Origin of the sequence: Brevibacillus panacihumi (assembly GCF_003710985.1) — a bacterium.
Taxonomy (GTDB): domain Bacteria; phylum Bacillota; class Bacilli; order Brevibacillales; family Brevibacillaceae; genus Brevibacillus; species Brevibacillus panacihumi.
The window spans coordinates 13,261-31,373 of the sequence record NZ_RHHT01000065.1 but is presented as its reverse complement, the minus strand read 5'-3'; the positions used below and the strand labels follow the sequence as shown (position 1 = coordinate 31,373).

The window sequence follows — 18,113 nt, the reverse complement described above, 5'->3', positions numbered from 1 at the left end:
CTTGACGGGGTGCAGTTCATGGCAGAAGGTAGGCTTTCTCCTATCGAAATGCTATTTTTTCAACAGTTTTTCCGCTTCGGCAACGACGTTCTCCACGGTGAAACCGTACTCCTTCATGATTCGCTCACCTGGCGCGGATGCGCCGAATTGGTTGATCGCAATGACTTTTCCGCTGTCGCCTGCATAGCGTTCCCAGCCCATCGGCGATCCCATTTCAACGGCAAGGCGCGCTTTTACATCAGACGGCAGGACTGCTTCACGATATTCCTGCGGCTGGCGCTCAAACAGATTCCAGCTTGGCATGGAGACCACGCGTGCTTCGATTCCGCGTTCCAGCAATGCTGCACGGGCTTGCATCACCAGGGAAACCTCGGAACCAGTTGCGATCAGGATGAGTGCAGGCTTGCCGCTTGGTGCGTCAGCCAGTACATAGGCCCCTTTGTCAACGCCTTCAGCTGCTTTCTCCATCGTTTCTGGCAGAACAGGCAGATTTTGACGTGTCAATACGAGAACAACCGGTTCATCTGTGCGGGAAATTGCGTATTTCCACGCTTCATTCGTCTCCACGGCATCAGCCGGACGCAGGATGGTCAGGCCTGGCATCGCGCGCAGGGAAGCCAATTGTTCAACCGGTTCATGCGTCGGTCCGTCTTCACCAACAGCGATCGAGTCATGAGTAAAGACGTAGACCACTGGCTGTTTCATCAGTGCAGACAAACGAATCGCCGGACGCAGGTAGTCAGAGAAGACAAAGAATGTACCGCCGTACACTTTTACTCCGCCATGCAGAGCCATTCCGTTCAGCGCTGCCCCCATCGCGAATTCGCGGACCCCGAACCAGATGTTGCGGCCTTCGTAAGTACCTGGGAGGAAATTGCCTCCTTCTTTAATCAGCGTGTTATTGGAGGAAGCCAGGTCAGCGGAGCCGCCCAGGAAGAACGGGATGCCTTTTGCCAATGCGTTGATGGCGTTGCCGGAGGCCGCACGGGTCGCCAGCTTTGCTCCCGCCTCGTAGGCTGGCAGCTGTTGTTCCCAGCCCGCAGGCAGCTTGCCGTCTACTGCCAGCTTAAACTGCTCAGCCAATTCAGGATGCGCTTTTGCATAGGCTGCGAATTGCTCATTCCAGGCAGCTTCCGCTTTTTTCCCGTTGGCGGCCAGCTCGCTGTAGAATGCGGATACTTCTTCCGGTACATGGAATTCGTTTTCATGAGTCCATTCGTAGTGCGCTTTCGTCAGCTTCACTTCGTCCTTGCCCAGTGGTGCCCCGTGAGAAGCACTGGAGCCGCCTTTGTTCGGGCTTCCGTAGCCGATGACTGTTTTCACTTCGATCAGCGTCGGGCGATCCAGGTCCTTCTTCGCTTCTGCGATAGCCGCTTCGATAGCAGCGAGATCGTTGCCATCTTCAACGCGCAGGTATTGCCAGCCGTACGCCTGGTAGCGCTGCGCCACATTTTCCGAGAAGGAGCGGGACAGTTCGCCATCGAGCGAGATGTCGTTGGAATCATAGAGAACGATCATTTTGCCCAGTTTCAGGTGAGCAGCCAGGGAAGACGCCTCGCTGGACACGCCCTCCATCAAGTCTCCGTCGCCGCAGATGACATAGGTATAGTGGTCGACCAGATCAAAGCCGTCCCGATTATAGGTAGCGGCCAAATGTTTTTCTGCCATCGCCATTCCGACTGCCATCGCAATCCCTTGGCCGAGCGGCCCTGTCGTCGCATCGACGCCCGGCGTGTGTCCGAACTCGGGGTGCCCTGGCGTCTTGCTTCCCCATTGGCGGAAGTTATGTAAGTCTTCCATCGAAACATCGTATTTCATCAAATGCAACATCGAGTATAATAGCATAGAGCCATGTCCAGCCGAGAGAACGAAACGGTCCCGATCGATCCAGCTCGGATTGCTGGGGTTTACTTTCATGAAGCGGCTCCACAACACATGGGCCATGGGAGCTGCCCCCATCGGCATGCCCGGATGTCCGGAATTGGCCTTCTCGATGGCATCTATGGCCAGCGTGCGGATTGTATTAATGGAAAGCTGATCAACAGTAGATTGCTGAGTCATCTTACACGATCCTCCCTGTCTGTACTTGTAATATTCGGGTAATAACATGACTGTCCAATTATAGCACAGTTCCTTTTTACAATCATGCCAGCAATTGAAAAAGGAGGGGAAACCAACTTGTCTCCTGCGTTATCCTTGACCATCGGTATTGTCCTGGCGTTAGCTGGATTTGGGATGTTGATCTTTGCCTTTTCCAGCTCGCCTATGTTTAAGAAAAATCGGGAAAAATTGCGAAAAAAACGGGCAGAAAAAGAGAATCGCCCGTCATGACAATAGATCCTTGAGGAGCCGAAACGGATGAGCGATAAAAAACGGTTTACCATGCCTGTAGCCGTCCATCTTTTCTTGTTGAGGGGAAATGAAGTCCTCCTTCTGCGAAGATACAACACAGGCTATGAAGACGGGAAATACAGCGTTCCTGCCGGACATATGGACGGGAACGAACAGGTCAAGCACGCCGCAATCCGGGAAGCGCGTGAAGAATGCGGAATCGACATCACGGAAGAAGATCTGCAGGTAGCAGGCGTGATGCATCGCCGTTCTAGTGACGAGCGGATTGATTTTTTTCTCGCCGCATCACGCTGGGGCGGCGATATCACCAACAACGAGCCGGACAAATGCGACGAGCTGATCTGGGTGGACATGCAGCGTTTGCCTGAGAATATGATTCCCTATGTTCGGCAAGCTATTACGAACTATCGGGACGGCAAGTGGTTCGACAGTTTTGGCTGGAGGGAAGCCGCAGATCAAGTGCACGCCAAACAACCGTAGGGTCAGCCTCTACGGTTGTTTTTATATGGGCGTTTCGTCAGGACCGCAGCCCGCTTCTTCTGTTTTTGACCGCCGCCAACGCCTCAATGAACTCTTCCTTGTCGATGACGTTCAGCTCGTACAGTTCACGAATCTCATCTTCGATCAGCAGAAGATCCCCTAATGGATCTCCTGTATACACAAATAATGAGTAACGCTGCAGAAACGCGTTCAAATCGAAGTCGTTCGGGCTCCTTCTCAATGTGATCCCTCCAGATCGATCTCCATCCTAGCGAGGACGGCATCGTAGTCAAACTCGACAGCAAAGCCGGTAATCACGACGATCTTCGCGTGCGGATACGTTTCTTGCCACGCCTTCTCCTCTTCTGGTCGCAATCCGACGATGTACAACGGATCAGCGGATATGAGCGGGTCCGCCATGCATTGTTGCAGAAACGCATGACATCTCTCCTGTTCCTGGGCCGCATTCAGAACGAGCACCGCACGCTCCACTTCACCGGACTTTCGCTGTTCTGCCAGCATGGCGAACGTCTTGGCTGTAGGGACAACCGCGTTTACTTCAGGGAAACGATCCAGCATCTCGTCCAGCCAATCATCTTCATGCCAGGCCAGGTAGTACATCATCGCAGTAGACATGGTTTACAAACTCCTCAGAAATAGATAATTTCCATAGTAAAGTATATGGTAATTTTCACATTCATTATAGCACGTAGCTCGGAACATGCCCATTCCCTTGCTTGACTTCACTGACACCTTCACGTAAGGTAAAAACAGCTAATTTCGTGTGGAAAGAGGTATTTTCTGTGAATAAGAAACATCTCGCCCTCTTATTCTTGATTGCGTTTCTCACCATGCTGGGCTTTGGAATTATTATTCCCATACTGCCATTTTTTGCAGAAAAACTGGGAGCCTCCTCCTTTGACCTCGGTGTCCTGTTTGCCAGTTTCAATATCATGCAATTCATTTTTGCCCCGCTTTGGGGTACCCTTTCGGATCGGATCGGACGCAAGCCGCTCGTCTCCTTTGGCTTGTTTGGATTTGCCATCACGTTTATCCTGTTTGGATTGGCGGACAGTTATACAGAAATGTTAATCTACCGCATCCTTGGCGGAATCGTCTCCGCTGCAGCCCTGCCTACGGTACACGCGATGGTCGCTGACCTGTTCCCTCCCAAGGACCGCGCAAAAGGAATGGGTATCGTCGGCGCTGGGATCGGACTCAGCTTTGTCTTTGGTCCTGTGATCGGCGGACTGCTGAGCAGTTATGGCGTGGCCGTACCCTTCTTTGTCTCGGGCGGCGTAGCGTTGCTTACTTTTTTTGTCATATTATTTGCCTTGCCGGAAAGTCTTCCGAAAGAAAAACGCAGCTCCTCCGGAAAACGCAAGGGAGCCAATCCGTTTGGCGCCTTGTTCGGTTCGCTGTCCTTGCTGTATGCCATTCTGTTCATCGTATCGTTTGCCTTTTCCGGGCTCGAAACGACTTTTGCCCTCTACATCAGCGATTTGTACGGATTTGATTCGCGTGATCTCGGCTATATGTTTTTGGTCATGGGGATTATCGCGGCATTCGTACAGGGAGGCATGATCGGCAAGATGGTGAAACGCTGGGGGGAAGCAACCGTGTTGACCATTGGGATGTGCCTGTACGGCATTGGCTTTTTCACGATTCCGGTATTCGGGAACTTCTGGGCCTTTTCCTTGATCCTCGCATTGTTTGGCGCTGGACAAGGCATGATTCGCGCTACGGCCAATGCCATGATCACACAGCGCACCACGATCGGACAAGGAGTCACCACTGGCGCGATCAGCTCGATGGACAGCCTGGGGAGAATCCTCGGTCCCCTGGCGGGAGGAGCGGTCTACCAGTTCACCGCAAGTGGACCTTTCATCTTGGGCGGGGTCCTGATGGTCATCGTCCTGATCTGGTTCCGTCTGCGTCATCAGAGGCTGCCTGAGCCAAGCTTGGAAGCTTAAAAGAAAGGCTGGAGAAGCATTCGATCGCTTCTCCAGCCTTTTTGATTGAGTGCTACTTCATCTCGACATACTTCAGATCGCCGTTGCCAAGCACATCGACGTATATGCCTTTGGCCACATTCTCTCCTTGCAGCCAACTGTCCTTATAGAAATAGATCGGGGCAATCGGCATTTCGTCCATCAGAATTTGCTCCGCCTCGCCAAAAAGCTGCTGGCGTTTTTGGGGATCTGTTTCCTTGCTGATTTGGACCAACAGTTGATTGTACTTGTCATTGATCCAGTTCGTGCTGTTGTTTCCTTTTTTCTCCCGGAAAATCTCCATGAAGGTGATTGGATCGTTAAAATCCCCCGCCCATCCGCGCCGAGCTATTTGATAATTCGTTTCGTCCACCGTATCCAGGAATACCTTGAACTCCAAATTGGTCACTTTCACATCGACGCCGAGCGTTTGCCGCCATTGATCCTGGATTGCTTCGGCAATTTTTTTATGCGCGTCGCTTGTATTGAAGATCACCGAGATTGGCGGCAGCTGGCTGATCCCAAGCTCCCTCATGCCTTCCTCCAGCAGCTGCTTGGCACGTTGGGTGTCGTGATCCTGGAAGTAGCCCTCCGGTTTGACAGACATGGTCGGGGGCAAAAAGCCAAGTGCAGGGATCTGTCCTGTCTGCAAGATATTCTCGACAATCTCTTTTCGATTGATCGCATAGCTGAACGCTTTGCGGATTTTCACATTATTGAAAGGGGGCTGCTCAATGTTGAAGGAGTAGAAATAAGTTGATGCGACTGGCTTACCTTGCAGTTTGCCAGAGTCCTTTAGCACAGGAATAGCATCGGTAGGCAAAGTGACCATCGGGGCACCCGCCCAGTCCAGCTCCCCATTCTCAAACATGGAGAAAGACGTGTTGTTGTCTTCGATCATCGTGGCGTCTACTTTATCGACCTTGACGTTGTCCTTATCCCAATAGTGGCCGTTCTTCGTGAACTGCATGGCGCTTTTATGCTCCCATTTTGCCAGCGTGTACGGCCCGTTGCCGATGTGGGTACTGGCTTCCATCGCCCATTCGGGATTATCCTTGACCGTCTTCTGATGGACCGGATAATAGGTGGCAAATGCGGTAAGCTCCAGGAAAAACGGCGTCTGATTTTCCAGATGGACTTCAAGGGTATGGTCGTCGAGTGCTTTTACGCCGACGTCATCAGCCGTGGCATTGCCTGCGTTGTATGCTTCTCCGTTCTTGATGTAAAAGAAATTGTAGGCGTAGCTGGAAGCAAATGCGGGATCAAGCGCGCGTTTCCACGCAAACTCGAAGTCATGCGCTGTCACCGGATCGCCGTTGCTCCATTTGGAATCCCGCAAATGAAAGGTATAGACCAAACCGTCCTCAGAGATGTCGATCTTTTCGGCGACGGCATTGTGGATTTTGTCGTCCACGCCTCTTCTCGTCAAGCCATCGAAAAGGGAGGAGACGACCAGAATCGAGGTGCTGTCATCTGCCAAGCCGGGGTCTGCTGTGGAAGGCTCGGAGCCGATGTTGATCCGGAACACTTTGTCGCCAGCAGACGGGGCTGGACTGCTCGTGCCGCCTGATGGATTCGTTGCGCCAGACTCCGTAGCAGAAGGTGCCTGCCCTGTACAACCTGCCAATACTCCTGTCACCAGGATCAATGTGGCTATGGCGGACATGATTTTTTTCATGCAAGATCCCCCTTATTTTTCCAATTGCCCTTACTATAGCGCAGGAGAAAAGGGGAATGAACAGATCTGCGATAGATTTTATTATGATTTATCAAAATATTCCGTTTATATACATTAATAAAGAAAAATAACCACCAGCTCCGTCATAGAGGCTGGTGGTGCCAAGACTGCCTCGCCTTCAATCACTCGTTTTCCTGCATCGCCATCCACTGCTGGAAGGAGGCATCGAGCCTCGTCTGAATCTGATCCAGCTCTTGCTGCCATTCCAGCAATCGCGGATAACTCTCTTCGCTGGCCGACAAAAGCTTCGTTACTTCATCCCGCTTTGTCTCCAGCATAGAGATCTCCCGCTCCAGTTCTTGCAGCTTGTATAGGTTGGTGCGCTTTGCAGAAGTCGCATGGACGCCTATCTCTGCATCTGTCTTCGGCGCGCTTGCCTTGGCCGCAATCGGCTTGGGCGTTTCTTCCTTTACCGGCAGCGTGGCGATCATCATCCGTTGCTTCCGCTTTTCCCTCGCCTCCTCATAGCTGCCGACATCATGCCAAAGCCGCCCATTCTCCACCCAAAACACGCCATCCACCATCTTTTGCAGAAAATAGCGGTCATGGGAGACGATAAAAAGCGAGCCGCGGAAATCCGCCAATGCCTCCTCCAGCGTCTCCCTCGCTTCGATGTCCAGATGGTTCGTCGGTTCATCGAGAATCAACAGATTGATCTCCTGATGCATCATCTGGGCGAGGCGCAGTCGCATCCTCTCTCCACCGCTTAGTTGGCTCAGCTGCTTGAAGACCTGTTCACCGTAAAAGAGAAAGCGGGCGAGCAGATGCCGCGCTTCTGCTTCAGTGACGGCGGCCACCTCCCGGAACACCTCGATGACCCGGCGTGTTTGATCTCCTTCCAACGCTTGCTGGGACAGATAGCCTACCTTCACACTGCTGCCGATGGTGACGGTGCCCTGATCCGGCACGACTTCTCCGAGCAGCATTTTGATCCATGTCGATTTGCCGCAGCCATTGGGTCCGAGCAATGCCTTGCGCTCTCCGTACCGCAGCAAAAAGCTCGCATCAGCAAACAATGTCTTGGCTCCGAAAGCTTTATGCACACCCTCCGCTTTCAACACATCCTGTCCGCTGCGCTCCGTCTTCTGAAATTGCAGCCCCATCCGCTCTGCTTCCAGTCGCGGCTTGTCGATGCGCTCGATTCGCGCCAGCGCTTTTTCCATGCTTTTCGCCCTGCGGTGGAACGCTTCGTTCGGGGGATTGGAGCGGTTGCCCCATTCTTTGAGGCGTTTGATGGTTTCCTTCATCTTTTTGATCTTTTTTTGCTGCTCCTGATAAGCGGCAAATTGGCGCAGGAGTCTCTCCTCCCGCTCCTTGACAAAAGCCGAGTAATTCCCGATATAATAGTCGGCTTCCCCGCCGTCCACATGATAGATCGATGTGACGACGGCATCGAGGAAATAGCGGTCGTGAGAGATGATCAGCACAGTCCCGGGATAGCTTTTTAGAAAGGTTTCCAGCCATTCCATGGATTCGACATCCAGATGGTTCGTCGGCTCATCCAGCAGAAGGACGTCACTTTGCTGACACAGCAGCCTGGCCAGCCCTGTCTTGGTCTTCTCGCCACCGCTTAACTGAGCGAATGGCGTATTCAGGAATTCTTCTGACATACCGAGCCCTTCTGTCACTTGCGCCATGCGCGTCTCCCACTGATAGCCATCCAGCTGCTCGAAATCCTCTTGCAGCTTCTGATAGCGATTCATGAGCCGTTCCAGGTCTTGCGCGGATTCGGCTGCTTCTCCCATCTGTTCTTCCAGTGCGCGCATCTGCTGCTGCAAGGCTCTGATCTGCGCGAAAGCCTCCGCGATCACGTCTTTTGCCGACCATGAGGGATTGTACTGCGGCGTCTGCGGCAGATACGCCCAGACTGTCCCCTTCGCCCGGTACAGCTCTCCGCTGTCAGGAGTCTCTACACCTGCGAGCAGCTTGCACAAGGTGGTTTTGCCCGCGCCATTTGGCCCTACGATACCGACGCGATCTCCAGCTTTTATTTCAAGCGTCACATCCTGCAGGACAGGATCTGCGCCATATGCTTTTTGTAATTGTTTCGTAGCTACAATAATCATGATTTTCCTCCTTGAAATGGGGCACATCACCGCACCAAGCGGGGGGAGAACACAAAAAAGCTGCAGGCATGCACCCGCAGCATCATTCGTGAAAAAAGTATCTGTCCAAGCACTCATCATGCTTATCCATTCTACTTCTCGTGATCGCTTACCATGCGATTCCCGCTTGATGGTTGGTACGCCTTTGAATGTTCCGTTCAGTTGTATGGGCAAAAATGGGCAGACTGATCCCGTTGACGGTAAAATCATGTGTCATACTGGAAGTTTCTACCACAAACCATACGTGAACGGCTTCAACCACGTACCTGCACCTCCCTTTCCAAAAAGAGAAAAATGGAATCTGAAACGAATATACAATATCTGCTGGAAGATCTCAACCTATTACTGTGGATTTGGTTCTTGGACGAATAGCTCTTTCTTCGTATCGGCATCGAGGAAGACGACCGTGGTATACGGAGGCAGCTCCGCCTTTGCCACGATTACGGGATAGGTAATGACTTGCGGATACATTCGATCCGGCTCTGGGGAAGTTTGCTTGACGTAGACGATGAGCTGTTCCCATGTCCATTGGGTGCCCGTCACCTTCAGGCCGTAGCCCGGATTCGGGGATTCTCCCCGTGCGATCACGAACAAATCGCCTTGTTTATGAATGCCGCGGTTTTTCTTGACCGACTCGACGAATTTTTGTTCATCTGCAGTCAGTTGATCCGTATTCAGCAATGTCAGTCCGCCCTCTTTGAGCGTCGTCGTGATCTGAACCTGATGCTCCTGTTCGTTCCAGGCGATCTGGTGACCGGCCTGTTCTACGATCCAGCGCAGCGGCAGGTAGATATCCTGCCCCCGTACAATCGCTTGCTCACCTTGCGCCTGCCATACGCCGTTTACCGCGACCTTCCCGGTGTCCCATTGGAATGCCAGCGAACGGCTGTCCCCGATCTGCAGGGTGCCAGTCTTGCCCTCTATTGCCCACTCGGCTTGCAAAATCATGGCCGCGTCCTGAGCAGAGATGTAGGTTTTTTCCTGTATAAGAATCGGTTCCTTCACGAGATGGGTCAACTGACCATTCACCATCAGTGATGCAGGTTCTGGGGGGGAAGCGGTGATGTCTTGTGCGGAGGCTTCCGCTGAAAGAAAGGCGGAGAAGCCGATTTGCAAGCCTAGGACAACCGCAACTACACTCTTGCCATACATAACGCCAACCTCCATTCATTCTGATCCTCTTTGCCAGTGCTATCCTGTAAGACTCGTGTTGGGATCGATTCGTTTCATTTACTCTACCCTCATTTTACGCTGGTAAAACGTTACAAAAGTACCATCTTAGGCTGGTATTTGTCGGGCTGCAGTGCTGGGAAGGAAAAAGGAGAAAACGCTCCAGGCGGGTTGGGATCTTCGCTGGGGGTCATTCCTGGTCGGCTCCATTCCAAAAGGCGGAACCGCGGCCAAAAGCAGCCGGCTTCGAAGAAGTGGTTCAGGGTTGGCCGCTAAGAGCGTGTCCCGCCTTTTTCCATTGCGCCTGGGTCAAGATCCCAAATGCCTTCGCTTTTTTCTCCTTTTTTCCTCAGCCAGCCTTTGTTTTCCTCCTGCATTCCTTCATTTTTGGGTTTCTCATGGAGGGTGTTCAGATATAGCAAAAAACCGAATCCCTTCAGAAGGATTCGGCTATTCTGTCTTTCTTTATAGCAAGCTGCCCATATACACGACGACCGGGATGCTCAGCATCGCCAGCAGCGTAGAAAAGAGCGTCGTCATCGCGCCCATCTCCTCGTCCGCCGCATAGCGGCCAAACAAAATTGAGGCGAGTGTCAGTGTCGGCATGGCTACCTGGATCAATGCGACGCGGGAGATCTCGCTGTCCATGGGAAAAATGGAGAGCAGAGTTGCGGACAGCAAAGGAAACAAGAGCAGCTTGAAGGTAATGGGCACACTGAGCAGTTTGACGGAGACGAAGCGTTTTCCTTTTAGGAAATGAGGAAGCAGCATCCCGATATAGAGCATAGCCATTGGAGTAGCCAGCTTGGACAATGTCCCGAACACCGGCTTTACGGGTTCAGGAGGGACAAATCCGAGCAGTGCCGCACCTAATCCTCCGATGATCGCTACCATCGGAATATTGATCAGCGATTTTAGCCCCTTGAGGGAAAAAGAGCCCTTTCCTTGCAGCATCATGACGCCGACGGTCCAGAGCACAACATCAACCCCTGCATCGAAAATGGCTGCCAGCAATGCCCCTTTGGGACCAAACAATGCAGCACAGAGAGGCAAGCCGATGAATCCGGTGTTCCCCAACCCTGATAAAATCGCAATCTCTCTTCTTTTTTGAACGCTGACCGTCATGGCCCGAGCGCCCAGCCACCCCATCCAAATTCCAAGGCAGTTGAGGCCTATGGAAAGCGCAAGCGTCGCCAGGATTTGCGTCCACAGGGCATTGTTGATTGGCGTTTGGAAGATACCGTCGAGGATAATGCAGGGCATCGCCACATTTACGATGATGGTAATGACGAGTTGCCGCGAATCATCCGTCAAGGGCTGTCGATAACCGATCAATCCGCCAATACCGATGATGACAGCCATAATCAGGATCGATTGCAGCAAGGTAGAAATATCCAAGAACGATCCCCCCGCTTATTGCTCTACTTCCAGCCAGCTCAGCTCCTCTGGCTTGCCTTTTTCACAGGTGCGCAGCAAATCCCCGCATATCGGGATGACCTTCTCGACAGGGACGCACCAGCTCGCCGGAAAAGCGATTTCTTCTCCCTCGATGACAAGGGTTGCCATCACAGCAGACTGCTTGTCCGATGCGAGCACATAATGCCGCTCGCGAGGCTCATGCTCCTTCCATTGCACCAGGACCTTTCCCTGGTTTCCGCCTGCCACTACCAGATCGACGTGGTCCCCGTAAGCAGCGTGGACGAGTGTATGGGTCTTTCCGTTCAGCTCTGCAATCCCCTTCAAAACCTCATGCCAGGCTACGTGCTTTTGTTCTTCTCCCGTGCCGTCCATATAGACACGCCAATCGTTCAACATATCGCTAACTCCTTTATCGGCTGTAATACCTATGCGTATTCGTTCCTATTGTACGCTTCTTTGGCAGGCTGCTCAACTGTCAAACACGTTTCTCCCAGTGCTTGGACATACCCGGAAGCGTTCACGCGTACACTATAGGAAGGACGGGGAATCTGCATAACCAAGTAAGTGAATAGGAATTAGCGTTTTATCATTGACAAACACCCAGTGAAGCCATACCATATATTCATTAAATCAGATCAATTTAAAGGGGTTTTCCATCGTGAAGAAAATTCTTTCCTCCCTCTTATTTGCAGGTCTGCTCGTCGGGCTGACCGGATGCGGCACTTCTGGCCCCGCTGCTCCTTCTGAACAAAACAACGCGGCTCCAGCTCCTTCGGCGAACGCATCTCTGCTGGAAAAAGTCAAGGCGGACGGCAAGCTCCTGATCGGTACAGAAGGAACCTATGCTCCCTTCACCTTCCACGACCAATCGGGAAAATTGACCGGCTATGATATTGACGTAGTAACCGAAGTGGCCAAACGGATCGGCGTCGAGCCCGTATTTCAGGAGACCCAATGGGATGCGATGTTTGCCGGACTGGACTCCGAGCGTTTTGACGTGGTAGCCAACCAGGTCGGAATTCGCCCCGATCGCCAGGAAAAATATGATTTCTCCAACCCATACACGGTATCGACAGCCGTTCTCGTCACACATAAAGACAATACAAGCGTGACAGGCTTCGCAGATATTAAAGGGCTGAAAGCAGCCCAAACGCTGACGAGCAATCTCACTGACATCGCGAAAGAAAACGGCGCGGAAATTGTCGGTGTCGAAGGCTTCAACCAAGCGATTGACCTCCTTGTCTCCAAGCGTGTGGACATAACCATCAATGACGGTATCTCCCTGCTCGATTTCATGAAACAAAAACCTGATGTGCCGATCAAAATTGTCGCCAAGCATCCGGATGTCGCGAAGAACGGTTTCCTTTTCCGCAAAGGCAGCACTGATCTGGTCGATGCCTTCAACAAGGCATTGGATGAAATGAGCCAGGACGGCACGCTGAAAAAAATCTCCGAGAAGTGGTTTAACGAAGATGTTTCCAAATAACCTGTTTGAGAATCCGGATAGGCTGAACCGTCTCATCGACATCGCGCAAAGCTCCTTTCTCCCTTTGGTGAAGGGAGCCTTGCTCTATTCTATTACCATTGCTCTCGTGTCTTTTGCCGTCGGTCTGATCATTGCGGTGCTTACCGCCCTAGCCCGTATTTCCGGCATTCGTCCACTCGTCCTTATCGCCCGCATCTACGTCTCGATCATTCGCGGGACTCCGCTATTGGTTCAATTGTTTATCATCTTTTACGGCTTGCCCAGCCTCGGGCTGCGGATCGATCCCATCCCATCCGCTATCATCGGGTTTTCGCTGAGTGTGGGCGCTTACTCATCGGAGGTCATACGGGCTGCGATCCTGTCCATCCCCAAAGGACAATGGGAAGCTGCCTACTCCATCGGGATGAGCTACACGCAGGCTCTCAGACGGGTGATACTCCCGCAGGCTACGCGAGTGAGCATTCCTCCCTTGTCCAACTCCTTTATCAGTCTGGTCAAGGACACGTCGTTGGCTGCTGCCATCACTGTACCGGAGATGTTTCGCAAGGCCCAAGAGATCGTCGCGTCTACCTATGAGCCCATGCTGCTCTATATCGAAGCTGCCCTGATCTACTGGGTAATCTGTTTCCTGCTCTCCATCCTGCAGGATCGCATCGAAATCAGACTGGACCGCTATGTCTAAGAAGCAGGTGAATACCAACGATGATTCAGGTTCGAGATTTGCATAAGCAGTTTCATTCCCTCCAGGTATTAAAAGGAATCTCCCTCACCGTGGAAAAAGGGAAGGTTGTAGTCGTAATCGGTCCTTCCGGTTCTGGCAAAACCACCTTGCTTCGCTGTCTGAACGCCCTGGAGGTGCCGACGAGCGGCACGGTCCAGATCGGAGATGTCAAGCTGGACTTCTCGCAAAAACCGGATCGTTCCCGCATCCCGCTTTTGCGCAGGCAGACTGGTATGGTGTTTCAAAGCTACAACCTGTTCCCCCATATGACAGCGCTGCAAAACGTGATGGAGGGACCTGTCACGGTAAAAAAGGAAGATCCCCGCAAAGTCCAAACAAAGGCTTCTGCCATTTTGGCAAAGGTAGGACTCGCAGACAAGCTGGATCATTACCCTGCCCAGTTGTCTGGCGGGCAGCAGCAGCGGGTAGGCATTGCTCGGGCATTGGCCATGGACCCGCAGGTGATGCTCTTTGACGAGCCTACCTCCGCCCTCGATCCCGAATTGGTCGGCGAGGTATTGAAAGTGATGAAGGAATTGGCGCAGGAGGGCATGACGATGATCGTCGTTACGCATGAGATGAGCTTCGCCCGCGATGTGGCAGATGAAGTGATCTTCATGGACCAGGGCGTCATCGTCGAGCAGGGTCCTCCCGAGCAGATTTTCCGCAAGTCTCGCGAGGAGCGTACGCGCCAGTTCCTCCAGCATTTGCAGGTGCGAGACTGACCGGCACTCCCTTCCCTGCCTTCGCAAACAAAAAGACTCTGTGTTCCGAGCCAGGACACAGAGTCTTTCTTTTTCATCGATCTTATAGAACGCTTAGTCATCGAACAAGGCAAAAATCAACAGGATAATCAAGATGATCCACCAAAAGTTGCCGCCGCCAAACCCACGGTTTCCCATCCGCACTCTCCCCCTTCCTGTCCAGATTGAAAGAGGCTGCTTATTGTGAAAACAGCGTTTCATTTTTCAATCTATGACAGGATGGCCCCGTCCGCATGGATGCCTGTCTAGGAAAAAACGAAAACGGGTGAATGACGGCAGGCAAACATTTACAATCTCTTTAAACCAACTCTACGTTCGCTTCACATCTGGAAGCTAGAATAGAACCTGTCAGTGAAACGATGGACATCATGTCCCCGTTTTCGCCGCCCGTACCGCCCCCTTATGTATGACGGGCGGTTTTTTTGATCCAGTTGGTCTTCCCCGTTACTCAAATCGTGTGAATTTTTCTTCGGCGGGAGTTCTTGGCGCAGCTTGCGGAGTCTTGTCCGGATCGAAAAAGCCGAGATGCAAAAAGCCGATGATTTTTTCACCCGGCTGCACACCCAGCACCTTGTGTGCCTTGGGGTCGAGGTTGTGCGGGTTGGTTTTCCATACGACACCGAGACCTTTTTCCCAAGCGAGCAATTGGAAGTTTTGGATCAACGCACTCGTGGCGCTGAAGTCTTCCTCCCACTGCTTTTGCCGCGGATCTTCCTTCATGATTACAATCAAAAAGGCTGCCGGTTCGCTAAACAAAGCCCGCCGCTTTTCTTGTTGATCCGCTGGATAAACCGGCATCATCCGCTCAATAAATTCTTCCTTCTTCTCGGTTGGGATAAACAGAAAACGCCAGGGCTCACGCAGCCCGTGGTTGGGTGCATACACCGCATCGTTCAAAAGCTCGAGAATCAGCTTTTCCGGCACTGCGTCCGGTTTGTATCCGTTTTTAATGGAGCGCCTGCCCCGAATAATAGAAGCAATTGACACATCATTCACCTCTTCGTTGATTGTCCACGAACATGATAATGGTTATCATTTTCATATATTAACGTGAATCCACTGGCAAATCAAGTGAAAAAACCCCGGGAATATTCTCCCGAGGCTGATCGGTAAAGGGGACTTTCGCAATCAAAAAGAAATCTCTGTCACTTGGTTGAGATAAACTAAAGAAAAACCTGACTTATGACAATAACAATCATACATAAGGAGGATTGGATCATGACGAATGCGTCTGACAAGAAAAGAACGGACACTGCCTCAAAAGTGATACTGGCATCACCGCAAACCATCTATCAGGCGTTCATGGACCCAAAGGCGCTCATTTCATGGCTTCCACCAGATGGGATGAAAGGCCGTGTCGATTTTTTCGACCCGCGTGAAGGCGGAGCCTATCAAATATCCCTCGTCTACATCACCCACGATCGATCCCAACCCGGGAAAACTTCAGAGGACACCGACGTCGTACGAGGGACATTTCTCAAGCTGGAAGAAGGCAAGAGAATCGTGCAGCAGATTACATTCGAGTCCGAGGATCCGGCGTTTGCGGGCGAAATGATCATGACCTGGAATCTGGACACTGTCCCGGAGGGCACCAAAGTTACGATTGTTTGCGAAAACGTACCTGAGGGAATCCGGCCAGAAGATCACGACGTAGGTTTACGGTCCACGCTGAACAATCTCGCTGCCTATGTACAGAGCCTGATTTGATCAAGCTTTTATCAAAACAGGCCCTGATTACAAAAGGTCAATCCATCATTCTGACGAGCATGCGGGAGACCAGAAGCAGAAGCAAGCCCATGAACATGGATACTGCACCGATCAGACTGAAAACTTCCAGGTACCCCAGTGACTGGGTAAAGGCTGCCAGCTTGCCTCCGAGGATGTTGGCGACACCGGAGCTGGCCAGCCACACGCCCATCAAAAGCGATGCCAGCTTGACCGGGGCCAGCTTGCTCACCATCGACAGCCCCACGGGAGAGAGAAAAAGCTCCCCCAGCGTGTGCATGAAATACGTCAATACGATAAACAGCAGATTCGCTTTGGTGACGATATGATTTTCATCGCTTCCCGTCTGCATCACCGCCAGAATCAGGATCACATAACCGATCCCAAGCATCACCATACCCAGCCCCATTTTCGTCGGGGCACTCAAATCCCCTCTTTTCGAGGAAGCCAGCTTGACCCAAAACGCGGATAGAATCGGGGCGAAGATCACGATAAACAGCGGGTTGAGCGACTGAAACCAGGAGGTCGGCACCTCCCAGCCAAACAAATGCTTGTCCACAAAAATATCGGTATACAGCGTCAAGGAACTGCCTGCCTGCTCAAATCCAGCCCAGAAAAAAACGACGAAGCAGGTGATGATAATGATGACTGCCGTACGCTGCTTGTCTTTTTTCGTCAATGGCGCTTGGGCTGCTGCGGCTGCCACCGGGTCCTCCGACTTCCCGACCGGCCTTTTGCCGATGTCGCCCAAATAGCGGTCTCCCAGGGCATTGAAGAGGATCTGTCCGATGACCATGCCGATCGCGGCCGCCAGGAATCCGTAGCGATAGCCGTATTGCACGACGCCATTTGCGGTCGTCTTGAACAGATCCTCCGCCAAATAGCCGCAGATGAGTGGAGCAAAGAATGCACCTACGTTAATGCCCATATAAAAAATGGTAAAAGCAGCATCCTTGCGCTTGTCGTTGTCGGTATACAGCTCGCCCACGAGCGTCGAGATATTCGGTTTGAAAAAGCCGTTGCCAATGATCAGAAGGGCTAAGCCAGTATAGAGACCAAACTGGTTGTGCTGGGCAAACAGCATGAAGTTGCCCAATGCCATCGCAATCCCGCCCAGTGTAATCGCATATCTTCTGCCCAGAAAGCGGTCAGACAGATAGCCCCCTGCAAGCGGAGTAAAGTAGACCGCTCCTGTAAAAAAGCCGTACAAACTCATCGCCGTCGTTTTCTCAAATCCAAGACCGCCACTGACGAGGGCCGTCGTCAAATACAAGGTTAACAGCGCTCGCATCCCGTAGTAGCTGAAGCGCTCCCACATCTCAGTCAGAAATAACAGGTACAGTCCCGGAGGGTGTTTTTGTCTCCCCTGCTGCCCTTTTACGGATGCATCCATCCACTTTCCTCCTCTCATCGCTTGTTTTAGGATTTGTCGGGAGGGCTTTTTTATTCCACATGCATCCCTTTTGGCAGGCGCCTGATCCATTTTCCGCTTGCTAATGTATTTTTTCTTTGCTATGCTAACTGACGAACGTTCGTTAAGTTGGAGGTGAGGTCATTGAAAAGCAATGAAATTAAGGAAGCAGCGCTCAAATATTTCACGATCCACGGCTATGAGGGAGCATCGCTTTCCCAAATAGCGGAAGAAGTCGGCTTGAAGAAGCAATCCATATATGCCCATTTCAAGGGGAAAGATGATCTCTTTCTGCAGGTTTTACGGGACGCGAAAGAGGCTGAGCTGTCTTCCAAGCTCCACTATTTCAGCAAGGTCGATTCACAAAATCCCGAAAAAGATTTATACGGATTCCTGCAATTGGTGATTGATTTATTCCAAAAAAATGAGCTGCTAAGGTTTTGGCTGCGCATGACTTTTTTCCCGCCGGCTCATCTTCGGAATGAAATCGGCGAAGAAGTAGCCGATATCGAAGAGAAGGTACAGTCGGTCCTGGAGGGGAAATTTCAGGATTGGATTGATGCAAAAGTCATCGTTCATGATATAGCGAAAACGCCGACCCTGGCCTTCGTGGGGGTAGTCGACTCCATTCTGATCGAGCTTGTATACGTCAATGATGAAAAGCGGCTGAAGGATAAATTAGAAGCTTGTTGGTCCGTATTTTGGAGAGGAATTTCACATTCATGATTTTTCAGAAAGGGGGGGTTGATAC

The 18,113-nt window shown here is 51.8% G+C and carries 18 protein-coding genes; 7 read left to right on the top strand and 11 right to left on the bottom strand.

The window, feature by feature from the left end; all coding sequences use genetic code 11:
- Window positions 1-51 precede the first annotated feature (51 nt).
- On the bottom strand, window positions 52-2,061 hold the full coding sequence (tkt, locus tag EDM58_RS22615; protein WP_122915342.1) for a transketolase: 2,010 nt from the start codon (window positions 2,059-2,061) through the stop codon (window positions 52-54).
- 297 nt (window positions 2,062-2,358) lie between these two features.
- Here tkt and EDM58_RS22610 point away from each other — a divergent pair, with 297 nt between their 5' ends.
- Window positions 2,359-2,832, top strand: coding sequence for an NUDIX hydrolase (locus tag EDM58_RS22610; protein WP_122915341.1), 474 nt, complete (start codon window positions 2,359-2,361; stop codon window positions 2,830-2,832).
- A 37-nt stretch (window positions 2,833-2,869) separates the two neighbouring features.
- Here EDM58_RS22610 and EDM58_RS22605 read toward each other — a convergent pair whose 3' ends face one another.
- Together EDM58_RS22605 and EDM58_RS22600 are read right to left on the bottom strand one after the other, a co-directional pair.
- Window positions 2,870-3,073, bottom strand: a complete 204-nt coding sequence (locus tag EDM58_RS22605; RefSeq protein ID WP_023557864.1) for a YqgQ family protein — start codon at window positions 3,071-3,073, stop codon at window positions 2,870-2,872.
- Window positions 3,070-3,468 carry a hypothetical protein gene (locus EDM58_RS22600; RefSeq protein WP_122915340.1) on the bottom strand — a complete coding sequence of 133 codons (399 nt, stop codon included), beginning with the start codon at window positions 3,466-3,468 and terminating at the stop codon, window positions 3,070-3,072. Before EDM58_RS22600 ends, EDM58_RS22605 begins: the two co-directional genes overlap by 4 nt.
- Window positions 3,469-3,614: 146 nt before the next feature.
- On the opposite strand from EDM58_RS22600, the gene EDM58_RS22595 reads away from it, so the two are divergent.
- Entirely contained in the window at window positions 3,615-4,805 is a 1,191-nt protein-coding gene (locus EDM58_RS22595) for an MFS transporter (protein WP_122915339.1), read from the top strand.
- Window positions 4,806-4,857: 52 nt separating this feature from the next.
- On the opposite strand, the gene EDM58_RS22590 is transcribed toward EDM58_RS22595, so the two are convergent.
- From EDM58_RS22590 to EDM58_RS22570, 6 genes are all read right to left on the bottom strand, one after another.
- Complete coding sequence (locus EDM58_RS22590; RefSeq protein ID WP_122915338.1) at window positions 4,858-6,501, bottom strand: peptide ABC transporter substrate-binding protein; 1,644 nt, start codon at window positions 6,499-6,501, stop codon at window positions 4,858-4,860.
- A gap of 182 nt (window positions 6,502-6,683) precedes the next feature.
- The gene (abc-f, locus tag EDM58_RS22585; protein WP_122915337.1) at window positions 6,684-8,627 is read right to left on the bottom strand and encodes a ribosomal protection-like ABC-F family protein; all 1,944 of its coding nucleotides are present in this window, start codon (window positions 8,625-8,627) and stop codon (window positions 6,684-6,686) included.
- Window positions 8,628-8,775: 148 nt separating this feature from the next.
- Window positions 8,776-8,928, bottom strand: a complete 153-nt coding sequence (locus tag EDM58_RS25910) for a hypothetical protein (RefSeq protein ID WP_023557869.1) — start codon at window positions 8,926-8,928, stop codon at window positions 8,776-8,778.
- 80 nt (window positions 8,929-9,008) lie between these two features.
- Window positions 9,009-9,818 carry a protease complex subunit PrcB family protein gene (locus EDM58_RS22580; protein ID WP_122915336.1) on the bottom strand — a complete coding sequence of 270 codons (810 nt, stop codon included), beginning with the start codon at window positions 9,816-9,818 and terminating at the stop codon, window positions 9,009-9,011.
- A 483-nt stretch (window positions 9,819-10,301) separates the two neighbouring features.
- Window positions 10,302-11,234 (bottom strand): AEC family transporter, encoded by a 933-nt coding sequence (locus EDM58_RS22575; protein ID WP_122915335.1) that lies wholly within the window; start codon window positions 11,232-11,234, stop codon window positions 10,302-10,304.
- Between the two features lie 15 nt (window positions 11,235-11,249).
- Window positions 11,250-11,651: a hypothetical protein gene (locus EDM58_RS22570; RefSeq protein WP_122915334.1), complete on the bottom strand. Its 402-nt coding sequence runs from the start codon at window positions 11,649-11,651 to the stop codon at window positions 11,250-11,252.
- 262 nt (window positions 11,652-11,913) lie between these two features.
- Here EDM58_RS22570 and EDM58_RS22565 point away from each other — a divergent pair, with 262 nt between their 5' ends.
- From EDM58_RS22565 to EDM58_RS22555, 3 genes are read left to right on the top strand one after another with little or no spacing between them, the layout of a single operon-like run.
- Window positions 11,914-12,741, top strand: a complete 828-nt coding sequence (locus tag EDM58_RS22565) for an amino acid ABC transporter substrate-binding protein (RefSeq protein ID WP_122915333.1) — start codon at window positions 11,914-11,916, stop codon at window positions 12,739-12,741.
- A complete protein-coding gene (locus EDM58_RS22560; protein ID WP_122915332.1) occupies window positions 12,728-13,423 on the top strand; it encodes an amino acid ABC transporter permease in 696 nt (231 codons plus the stop codon). The genes EDM58_RS22565 and EDM58_RS22560 overlap by 14 nt, the downstream gene beginning before the upstream one ends.
- Window positions 13,424-13,443: 20 nt before the next feature.
- Window positions 13,444-14,187 carry an amino acid ABC transporter ATP-binding protein gene (locus EDM58_RS22555; RefSeq protein WP_122915331.1) on the top strand — a complete coding sequence of 248 codons (744 nt, stop codon included), beginning with the start codon at window positions 13,444-13,446 and terminating at the stop codon, window positions 14,185-14,187.
- A gap of 483 nt (window positions 14,188-14,670) precedes the next feature.
- Here the strand turns inward: EDM58_RS22555 and EDM58_RS22550 are convergent, their stop codons facing one another.
- Entirely contained in the window at window positions 14,671-15,213 is a 543-nt protein-coding gene (locus EDM58_RS22550) for a nitroreductase family protein (protein ID WP_122915330.1), read from the bottom strand.
- Window positions 15,214-15,444: 231 nt separating this feature from the next.
- On the opposite strand from EDM58_RS22550, the gene EDM58_RS22545 reads away from it, so the two are divergent.
- Window positions 15,445-15,933 (top strand): SRPBCC family protein, encoded by a 489-nt coding sequence (locus EDM58_RS22545; RefSeq protein WP_122915329.1) that lies wholly within the window; start codon window positions 15,445-15,447, stop codon window positions 15,931-15,933.
- A gap of 37 nt (window positions 15,934-15,970) precedes the next feature.
- Here EDM58_RS22545 and EDM58_RS22540 read toward each other — a convergent pair whose 3' ends face one another.
- On the bottom strand, window positions 15,971-17,344 hold the full coding sequence (locus tag EDM58_RS22540) for a peptide MFS transporter (protein WP_122915328.1): 1,374 nt from the start codon (window positions 17,342-17,344) through the stop codon (window positions 15,971-15,973).
- Between the two features lie 162 nt (window positions 17,345-17,506).
- Between EDM58_RS22540 and EDM58_RS22535 the strand changes: the two genes are divergently transcribed.
- Window positions 17,507-18,088, top strand: coding sequence for a TetR/AcrR family transcriptional regulator (locus EDM58_RS22535; RefSeq protein WP_122915327.1), 582 nt, complete (start codon window positions 17,507-17,509; stop codon window positions 18,086-18,088).
- The last annotated feature ends 25 nt before the right edge of the window (window positions 18,089-18,113 follow it).

Excerpts from the sequence above, each read along its gene's own strand:
- EDM58_RS22600 (WP_122915340.1), bottom strand. The coding sequence starts at position 3,468 with ATGTCTACTGCGATGATGTACTACCTGGCCTGGCATGAAGATGATTGG.
- EDM58_RS22580 (WP_122915336.1), bottom strand. The coding sequence starts at position 9,818 with ATGTATGGCAAGAGTGTAGTTGCGGTTGTCCTAGGCTTGCAAATCGGC.
- EDM58_RS22610 (WP_122915341.1), top strand. The coding sequence starts at position 2,359 with ATGAGCGATAAAAAACGGTTTACCATGCCTGTAGCCGTCCATCTTTTC.
- EDM58_RS22555 (WP_122915331.1), top strand. The coding sequence starts at position 13,444 with ATGATTCAGGTTCGAGATTTGCATAAGCAGTTTCATTCCCTCCAGGTA.
- EDM58_RS22570 (WP_122915334.1), bottom strand. The coding sequence starts at position 11,651 with ATGTTGAACGATTGGCGTGTCTATATGGACGGCACGGGAGAAGAACAA.
- tkt (WP_122915342.1), bottom strand. The coding sequence starts at position 2,061 with ATGACTCAGCAATCTACTGTTGATCAGCTTTCCATTAATACAATCCGC.
- EDM58_RS22560 (WP_122915332.1), top strand. The coding sequence starts at position 12,728 with ATGTTTCCAAATAACCTGTTTGAGAATCCGGATAGGCTGAACCGTCTC.
- EDM58_RS22590 (WP_122915338.1), bottom strand. The coding sequence starts at position 6,501 with ATGAAAAAAATCATGTCCGCCATAGCCACATTGATCCTGGTGACAGGA.
- EDM58_RS22545 (WP_122915329.1), top strand. The coding sequence starts at position 15,445 with ATGACGAATGCGTCTGACAAGAAAAGAACGGACACTGCCTCAAAAGTG.
- EDM58_RS22540 (WP_122915328.1), bottom strand. The coding sequence starts at position 17,344 with ATGGATGCATCCGTAAAAGGGCAGCAGGGGAGACAAAAACACCCTCCG.
- abc-f (WP_122915337.1), bottom strand. The coding sequence starts at position 8,627 with ATGATTATTGTAGCTACGAAACAATTACAAAAAGCATATGGCGCAGAT.